Below are 8,325 nucleotides of genomic sequence, written 5' to 3'. Positions count from 1 at the left end.
GGCCCAGAACCGCAGCCCGGTGAGCGAGGGCAGGCGGCTGGGGCCTGTGGTGGACATCGGCGCTCCGGAGGAGGGGACTTCGGGGACGGCGGCGGCGCCGGGGATGTGCGGCAGCCGGGCCGCGGACACCACGCCCTCCAGGTAGCCGCGGGCCCGCTCGGTCCGCGGATAGGCCTCCAGCAGGGCCCAGAACGCCGGGCCGTGGTCCGGCACCAGCAGGTGCGCCAACTCGTGCAGCAGGACGTAGTCCAGCACGTACTCCGGCATGCCCTGCAGACGGTGGGAGAGGCGGATCGTCCCCTCGCCGGGCGTGCACGAGCCCCAGCGGGAATTCTGGTTGGTGACCCAGCGGACCTGGCTGGGCCGGGCCCGGCCGTCCAGGTAGGCGGTCGACAGCTCACGGGCCCGGGTCATCAGGGCCTCGTCCCCTGGGATCCGCCGGGACTCCTGGGCGGCGAGCTTCTCCAGCATCTGCGCGACCCAGCGCTGCTCCTCGGCGTGCGACATCCGGGCCGGAATCAGCACGATGGTGCGGTCGCCCTCGCGGTAGGCGGAGACGGTACGGCTGCGGCGGGCACTGCGGCGCACCTCGACCCGACCGCGGTCGTGCGCCTCGGGGGGCACGGCGCCGGCGGGCGGCGGCTGCGGGGCCGGCCTCGGCTGCTGCCCCTGGTCCGGGCGCCCGCGCGTGTTCGGCGCCGCGACCTGCGACCCGGACGCTGCACGGGCACGCCGACGCGACGCCGGTGGATGGGAGTCCCGCTCGGCTGCCATGGCACACGACGTTACCCGGTACCACGGACAGAAGTCCGCTGCCATGGCCGGAATCTTTCATGGAGCGATCGCGAACGGAAGGCCGACGGCGGGTGTCCGGAAACCGACGCCGAAGGGGATGGCCAGTTATCCACAGGGCGTGCGAACAGGTCGCATGATCATGTGCACGGGCCTGTGGACAACTCTCCGCACGGCCCCGGCGCGATGGGGCAGGCTGCGGTCAGCCGTCCGGAAACGATCGGAAGGGAGATCGTCGTGCGCCTCGCGCTCAAGCCCGCGCTGTCCCGCAGCTGGCGGGACTCGGAGACCCTGCAGTTCGGCACCGTCACCCGCTTCGCCGGGGTGCTCGGCAACGCCGACAAGACCCTCTGCGACTTCCTCGCGCTGCTCGACGGGACGCGCGACCGGCCCGAGCTCCTGGACGAGGGCGAACGCATCGGGCTCGGCCGCGAACCCGCCGATGTCCTGCTCACCGGCCTGGAGGAGACCGGCCTGCTGGACGACGCGGAGGCCGACCGCCGCGCGCTGGCCCGCTTCCCCGCGCAGCAGCGGGACCTGCTCGCACCGGACCTCGCCTCGCTCTCCCTGGTCCACTCCGGGCCCGGCGCCGCACCGGCCGTCCTGGGCCGCCGGGCCGACACCCGGATCGAGGTGCGCGGTGCGGGCCGGGTCGGCACCGCGGTGGCGGCGGTGCTCGCCGCGGGCGGCACCGGCACGGTCACCGTCGCGGACAGCGGCCGGGTGAGGCCCGGAGACTGCTCCCCCGCCGGGCTGCCGCCCGGGGACGTGGGCCGGCTGCGCTCGACGGCGGCCCGGGAGGCGGTGCAGCGCGCCGCGGGCCGGCCACCGGTCCCCGTGCCCCGGCGCCGGCCCGGGGATCCGCCACCGGACTTCGTGGTCCTCGCACCGAGGGACGGCAGCGCCGCCTTCGCGGGCGGGACGTACGAGGCCCGGCTGCTGCTGCGGGCCGGGGTGCCGCACCTCTACGTGGGCGTGGTCGAGGAGTTCGGCGTCATCGGACCGCTGGTGATCCCCGGGATGTCGGCCTGCGGGCACTGCCTGGTGCTGCGGCGGGAGGACGAGGACGCCGCCTGGCCCCGGGTCCTGGCCCAGCTGGCCGACGGAGGCCCCGGCCGGGCCCGCACACCGGCCTGCGACACGGCGCTCGCCACCGCGGTCGCCGGGCTCGCGGCGCTGCACGTCCAGGTGTTCCTGGACGGCGGACGGCCGCCCAGCGTGGACGGCTGGTGCGAGGTCTCCGCCAGGGACGGCATGCCACGGCGCCTGCGACTGCGCGGGCACCCGGACTGCGGCTGCCTGTGGCAGCCGCTGCCGCCGGGGTGACGGGCTGAGGAGGAGCGGGAGAGGCGAGGAGGAACCCCCCAACTCCCCGCAAAGGGAGGCCGTTCCCCGCCCCGCCCCGGGGAATTCCGCGGGGCGGGGCGTGGGGAGCGGGCACAATGGCGTGGAGATGGTCGGCCGTCCGGAACCGGGGGGCCAGGGAATGGAGGCCCGGGGTGAGCGATCTTCCGCGCAAGGCAGTGACCCGCACGGCACGGCTCGCCGCCCTGCCGCTGGGGATAGCCGGTCGCGCCACGCTCGGCCTGGGCAGGCGGATCGGCGGCCGCTCCGCCGACGTCGTCACCGCCGAGCTCCAACAGGCCACCGCGGACCAGCTGTTCAAGGTCCTCGGCGAGCTCAAGGGCGGGGCGATGAAATTCGGGCAGGTGCTGTCCGTCTTCGAGGCCGCGTTGCCCGAGGAGGTCGCCGGGCCGTACCGGGCGGCGCTCACCAAGCTCCAGGACGCCGCTCCCCCGATGCCCGCGGCCAAGGTGCACACCGCGCTCGCCCAACGGCTGGGCGACAACTGGCGCGAGCTGTTCCGGGAGTTCGACGACCGGCCCGCGGCGGCCGCCTCGATCGGCCAGGTACACAAGGCGGTCTGGCACGACGGCCGCACGGTCGCCGTCAAGGTGCAGTACCCGGGCGCGGGCGACGCGCTGCTCTCGGACCTCTCGCAGCTGAGCCGGGTGGCCTGGCTGCTCGGCCCGCTGATCCCCGGGCTGGACATCAAGCCGCTGATCACCGAGCTGCGCGAGCGCGTCTCGGAGGAGCTGGACTACGAGCTGGAGGCGCAGGCCCAGCGCCGGCACGCCGAGGAGTTCACGGACGACCCGGACATCGTGGTGCCGGGCGTGGTGGCCCAGGCCGACCAGGTGCTGGTCACCGAGTGGATGAGCGGCACCCCGCTGGCCGAGGTGATCGCGGGCGGCACCCAGGAGGAGCGCGACCGCGCCGGGCAGCTGCTGGCCCGGTTCCTGTTCGCCGGGCCGTCCCGGACCGGTCTGCTGCACGCGGATCCGCACCCGGGCAACTTCCGGCTGCTGAAGGACGACGGCCCGGTGTCGGGCTGGCGGCTGGGCGTGCTGGACTTCGGCACGGTGGACCGGCTGCCCGGCGGGCTGCCCGCACCGATCGGGGCCTCGCTGCGGATGGCGCTGGCCGGGGACGCGGCGGGCGTGCTCCGGATGCTGCGCGAGGAGGGCTTCGTCAAGCCCTCGATCCGGCTGGACCCGGACGCGGTGCTGGACTACCTGCTGCCGATCATCGAGCCGGCCGCGGTGGAGAACTTCCACTTCACCCGGACCTGGATGCGCGCCCAGGCGGCCCGGATCGCCGATCCGCGCTCGCCCGCCTACAACCTGGGCAAGCAGCTGAACCTGCCGCCGTCCTACCTGCTGATCCACCGGGTGACGCTGAGCACCATCGGGGTGCTCTGCCAGCTGGGCGCCAAGGCGCCGTTCCGCGCGGAGATGCTGGAGTGGCTGCCCGAGTTCGCCGAGCGGCCGTCGGCGGAGCCCACGAGGGCCGCGAGGCCCGGGAAGCCCTCCGGGCCCGCCCCGCTCCGCAAGGACTGACCCCGGGCCCTCGGCCCCGCCGGGGCCCGAACCGCGACAGGCACCACACCGCACGAACCGCGCACCACGCCAACGACCGCAGGCCGCTCCCCGGGAACGGGGAGCGGCCTGCGGCACGACGGGGGTGGAGCGGGGCACGGCGGGGCCGGCCGCGGACGCGGACAGCGGGCAGGCCCGCCGGGCGGGCGGGCCTACATCAGTGCGACGGCGAGCGCCTTGCGGGCGCGCATCGAGGCCCGCTCGGCCCGCTGCTTGAGCTTGCGGGCCCGGGCGACCCGGCTGACGAGCCGTTGGTTCTCGGCCTCGTGCATCCTGTCTTGCATATGGGCACGGGCCAGGGATTCGTGGAGGAGTTGCATCTCGAGGATCCTGTTCTGGGTCTGAAGTTCGGTGGCCTGCTCGGCGCGGGCGGTCGGATCGACGGCGGCGGGGTTCATGTCGTGGTCCTGCTCGTGGTGCTTGCTCGGGAACGGGATGCGGGCTGCGGCATCGGCCTTGGCGGCGGCGATCCGCACGGAGCGGCGGAGGGCGCTGTCCAGCGGGGGCTGCTCTCCCCGGCGGACGGCCCTGGCCTCGTGACCGGGGTTCATGCCATGACCTCGGTCTTGCGCGGACGGCCACGGGGACGCTTGCGGGCCACGACGACGCCCTGGACGAACAGCTCGCCACCCCAGACGCCCCACGGCTCGCGCCGCTCCAGGGCGCCGGCCAGGCAGGCCTCCTTCACCGGGCAGGTGCCACAGAGGGACTTCGCGTACTCGACGTCGGCCGGCGTCTCCGCGAAGAAGACCTCGGGGTCGAAGGCGCGGCACGGGATGGGGAGACCGAGGGACTCGGCCTGCTCGATCGAGCTGAGCTGCATGGAAGGAACCTCCGGGGGGTCGGCCTGGTCGGCCTTGGTGATCTGGCTTGTCGGCGGTACGGACGGGGTGGGCGGTGTGATGACCGTGGACACTGTGGGCGTCTTCCTCGTCTTCTCAGTGGTTCCGGCCCAGGTGACTGGTGGTGCTGGGCCGGAGGCCCCGGAGGGCCTGGGTGGTCTTGCGTACCGGACAAAACAGAAGGGCCGCGGATCCCGGTGTGACGGGTTCCGCGGCCCTGGAGGTGCCGACCTGAGGCTGGCTCAGGTTCGTTCTCTCCAGGGTTCAGGGCCGCGGAAGGCCCACATCCGGACGGCCTTGGCGCCCATAAAGGCGGCCATGGCCTGGTTAATCTGCTGCTCGTTCTGCTTCTGGGCGTTTCCGGCACCGCTGACCTGCGCATAGCCGCCATGCATGGCGGCGGCTACGGCCGCCTTCGGTGCCTGGGTCGGTCGCTCGTCGCGCAGGGAGCACGACGTGCCGAACGACGCCCGGTCACGGGACAGACCGGTCTCGACAGAGGTGCCGTCGACGCTCCTGCTGCCCGTGAGGCACAGATCAGTGTGTCCAGGACCACTGACAACGGGGGCGACGGAGACACCGGTGGTGTCGAGACCCAGACCGGTTCCACCGAGCTCGGCGAGCGCCCGCAGACGGGCGGCACGCAGGGAGGCAGCGACAACGGTCTGGCCAGTCATTTTGGTGATCATGATGTTTCCCACTGTCTTCGCCTCCTCTCGGCGTCTCGCGGAGCCTGGTCTCCCTGGCTCCGAATGTTCGGATGTCTGTCTCGGTAAAGCTCTCGGGCGAGGGGCATCGGCACAGGTTTCACCCCGTGCGACCGCGTCCCCTTGACCGCTCCGGCAGGCTATTGCGCTCCCGGTACGCGGCGCAAACTATTTTTCACGCGAGTTCTTCGGCACGTCACACATCGGGTTCCGAAGCCCTCGATGCGGCCCTGTCGCGCCGCGCCCGGACCGGCTCAGGCCGGATCGACCGAATCGCCGTCCTCGACGCCGTCCGGGTCCTCCTCGGGCTCCTCCCCCGCACACAACGAGAGCACGGCTGCCCCGTACTTGTCCAGCTTCATGGCCCCGACCCCGGAGATGACGGCCAGCTCCTGGCGGTTGGCGGGCACGTCCTCGGCGATCGCCATCAGCGTGGCGTCGGTGAACACCACGTAGGCCGGCGCGCCCTGCTTCTTCGCCTGCCCGGCCCGCCACTCGCGCAGCCGCTCGTAGAGCCCCTCGTCCATCGTGGACGGGCAGCTCTCGCAGCGGCGCAGCTTGCGCTCGACGGCCTCGGTGAGCACCTTGTCGCAGACCCGGCACTTGACCGGTCCGCGCACCCGCCGCCCGGCGGAGCGCTCGCCGGGCTCGACGCCCCCTCGCCCGCCGCGCGCGCCGGTGCGCGCGCCCGGGGCGGAGGAGCCGGGCCGCAGCCCGTCCAGGAAGCGGCTGGGCTTGCGGCTCGCCCGGCCGCCCGGGGAGCGGGAGAGCGCCCAGGAGAGGGAGAGGTGCTTGCGGGCCCGGGTGACGCCGACGTAGAGGAGGCGGCGTTCCTCCTCGACCTGCTCGTCGGTCTTGGCGTAGATGATCGGCAGGGTGCCCTCGGTGAGGCCGACCAGGAAGACGGCGTCCCATTCGAGGCCCTTGGCGGCGTGCAGCGAGGCGAGCGTGACGCCCTCGACGGCCGGGGCGTGCTGGGCCGCGGCGCGGGCGTCCAGCTCGGTGACGTAGGCGGCGAGGTCGGTCTCCTGGCCGGCCTCGGTGCGGGTGCGCTCGAACTCCTCGGCCAGCCGGACCAGGGCGGCGAGCGACTCCCAGCGGTCCCGGACGGCGCCGGAGCCCGCCGGGGGCTCGGCGGTGAAGCCGCGGGCGGCCAGGACGGCGCGGACCTGGCCGGCCAGGTCGGGGGCGCCGTCGGTGAGCGGGTCGGAGGCGGCCCGGGCGGCGCCGCGCAGCAGCACGCCGGCGTCCCGCACCTCGGGGCGCTCGAAGAACCGCTCCGCGCCCTTGAGCTGGTAGGGGACGCCGAGGTCGGCGAGGGCCTGCTCGTAGACCTCGGACTGGCCGTTGGTACGGAACAGCACCGCGATCTCGCTGGCGCGCACTCCGGCGGCGAGCAGCTCCTTGATCCGGCGGGCGGTGGTCTCGGCCTCGGTGGGCTCGTCCTCGTACTCGGTGTAGACCGGTTCGGGGCCGGCCTCGCGCTGGGAGACGAGCTCAAGACGGTGCCGGGCGGCCTCGCCGCGGGCCTGGGAGAGCAGTCCGTTGGCGAGGTGGACGACCTGCGGGGTGGAGCGGTAGTCGCGGACCAGCTTGACCACCGTGGCCCCGGGGTGGCGGCCGCGGAAGTCGAGCAGGTAGCCGGGCGTCGCCCCGGTGAAGGAGTAGATGGTCTGGCTGGCGTCGCCGACGACGCAGAGGCTGGCGCCGCCGTCGGGCCCGGTCCACTGGTCGAGCAGGCGCTGCTGGAGCGGGGAGACGTCCTGGTACTCGTCGACGGTGAAGTGCCGGTACTGGGAGCGGACCTGGTCGGCGATGTCCGGGCGGTCCTCCAGGATCGCGGCGGTGAGCAGCAGGACGTCCTCGAAGTCGATGTTGCCCCGGCGGCTCTTGGTCTCCTCGTAGACGCGGTAGACCTGGGCGGTCTCGGCCGGGTCGCGGGGGGCTTCGCGGCCGGACTTGGCGACGGCCGCGGGGTAGTCCTCGGGGGCGATCTGGGTGACCTTGGCCCATTCGACCTCGGCGGTGAGGTCGCGCAGTTCGGTGCGCTGGACGCGCAGGCCGCAGCGGCCGGCCGCCTCGGCGACCAGTTGGACCTTGCGTTCCAGGAGCTGGGGGACGGGGCCGCCGACGGCGCGCGGCCAGAAGTACTGGAGCTGGCGCAGGGCGGCGGCGTGGAAGGTGCGGGCCTGGACGCCTTCGGCGCCGAGCTGGCGCAGCCGGCCGCGCATCTCGCCGGCGGCGCGGGCGGTGAAGGTGACGGCGAGGACCTGCTGGGGGTGGTAGACGCCGCTGCGCACGCCGTAGGCGATCCGGTGGGTGATGGCGCGGGTCTTGCCGGTGCCGGCGCCGGCGAGGACGCAGACCGGTCCCTGCAGGGCGGTGGCGACGGCGCGCTGCTCGGGGTCGAGCCCGGCGAGCACGGCGTCCGGGCCCGTGGCGGCGCCGGGGTCGGCCCAGGGGGAGCCGTGGGGGCCGTCGTACGGGCTGCCGCTCAAGAGGTCTTCCTGCATGCGTTCCATCCTCTCAGCCCGGTGGGACATCGCGGACGGAGTTGTCCACAGGCCCGTTGCGATCGCAGGATGATCGCACCGCACGACGGTCGACGGCGCGCCGGAATGCCCGCCGCCCGGTGGACGTTGCCCCCGGAGACCGTACGCACCCCTCTTCCGAAGGAGCCCCCTCGATGTCCGGCACCGTGACGATGTACAGCACGACCTGGTGTGGGTACTGCAACCGACTCAAGAGCCAGCTGGAGCGTGAAGGCATCGGCTACACCGAGATCAACATCGAGGAGGACCCGGCGTCGGCCTCCTTCGTCGAGTCGGTGAACAACGGCAACCAGACCGTCCCGACGGTGCTGGTGACCCCGGCCGCCGGCGGCGAGCAGGTCGTGATGACCAACCCGAGCCTGCTGCAGGTCAAGAAGGCCCTCGCGGCCTGAGCCCCTCCGGCCCCCCGCCCGGGAGCGCCTGAGCCCTCCCGGGACCCCGGCCCCGGGCCCGTCCGGCCCGGGCCACCGGGGCCGGCGCGCGTCACGGCGCG

7 protein-coding genes and 1 pseudogene are annotated in these 8,325 nt (G+C 73.9%); 3 read left to right on the top strand and 5 right to left on the bottom strand.

The window, feature by feature from the left end:
* Positions 1-99: 99 nt before the first annotated feature.
* Positions 100-624, bottom strand: a pseudogene (locus tag AB0E96_RS35125) (YgjP-like metallopeptidase domain-containing protein); the annotation flags it as partial.
* Between the two features lie 405 nt (positions 625-1,029).
* Between AB0E96_RS35125 and AB0E96_RS35120 the strand changes: the two are divergent.
* Positions 1,030-2,118, top strand: coding sequence for a ThiF family adenylyltransferase (locus tag AB0E96_RS35120; protein WP_359829871.1), 1,089 nt, complete (start codon positions 1,030-1,032; stop codon positions 2,116-2,118).
* A gap of 173 nt (positions 2,119-2,291) precedes the next feature.
* Entirely contained in the window at positions 2,292-3,692 is a 1,401-nt protein-coding gene (locus tag AB0E96_RS35115; RefSeq protein ID WP_359829869.1) for an AarF/ABC1/UbiB kinase family protein, read from the top strand.
* 191 nt (positions 3,693-3,883) lie between these two features.
* Here the strand turns inward: AB0E96_RS35115 and AB0E96_RS35110 are convergent, their stop codons facing one another.
* The 4 genes from AB0E96_RS35110 to AB0E96_RS35095 form a co-directional block, all read right to left on the bottom strand.
* Positions 3,884-4,282, bottom strand: a complete 399-nt coding sequence (locus AB0E96_RS35110; protein WP_359829867.1) for a hypothetical protein — start codon at positions 4,280-4,282, stop codon at positions 3,884-3,886.
* Positions 4,279-4,596, bottom strand: a complete 318-nt coding sequence (locus AB0E96_RS35105; RefSeq protein ID WP_274538670.1) for a WhiB family transcriptional regulator — start codon at positions 4,594-4,596, stop codon at positions 4,279-4,281. The genes AB0E96_RS35110 and AB0E96_RS35105 overlap by 4 nt, the downstream gene beginning before the upstream one ends.
* 219 nt (positions 4,597-4,815) lie before the next feature.
* Positions 4,816-5,262 carry a hypothetical protein gene (locus tag AB0E96_RS35100; RefSeq protein WP_359829865.1) on the bottom strand — a complete coding sequence of 149 codons (447 nt, stop codon included), beginning with the start codon at positions 5,260-5,262 and terminating at the stop codon, positions 4,816-4,818.
* 272 nt (positions 5,263-5,534) lie between these two features.
* Positions 5,535-7,703, bottom strand: a complete 2,169-nt coding sequence (locus tag AB0E96_RS35095; RefSeq protein ID WP_359829873.1) for a UvrD-helicase domain-containing protein — start codon at positions 7,701-7,703, stop codon at positions 5,535-5,537.
* 263 nt (positions 7,704-7,966) lie between these two features.
* Here AB0E96_RS35095 and AB0E96_RS35090 point away from each other — a divergent pair, with 263 nt between their 5' ends.
* A complete protein-coding gene (locus AB0E96_RS35090) occupies positions 7,967-8,224 on the top strand; it encodes a mycoredoxin (RefSeq protein ID WP_359829863.1) in 258 nt (85 codons plus the stop codon).
* Positions 8,225-8,325: the final 101 nt, after the last annotated feature.

The organism is Kitasatospora sp. NPDC036755, from assembly GCF_040636595.1.
Classification (GTDB): domain Bacteria; phylum Actinomycetota; class Actinomycetes; order Streptomycetales; family Streptomycetaceae; genus Kitasatospora.
Note: the sequence above shows the minus strand (reverse complement) of the source record. Positions and strands in the feature narration are given on the sequence as shown.

Bases quoted from the DNA above. Each gene is read 5' to 3' on its own strand.
- AB0E96_RS35110 (WP_359829867.1), bottom strand. From the start codon at position 4,282: ATGAACCCCGGTCACGAGGCCAGGGCCGTCCGCCGGGGAGAGCAGCCC.
- AB0E96_RS35090 (WP_359829863.1), top strand. From the start codon at position 7,967: ATGTCCGGCACCGTGACGATGTACAGCACGACCTGGTGTGGGTACTGC.
- AB0E96_RS35100 (WP_359829865.1), bottom strand. From the start codon at position 5,262: ATGATCACCAAAATGACTGGCCAGACCGTTGTCGCTGCCTCCCTGCGT.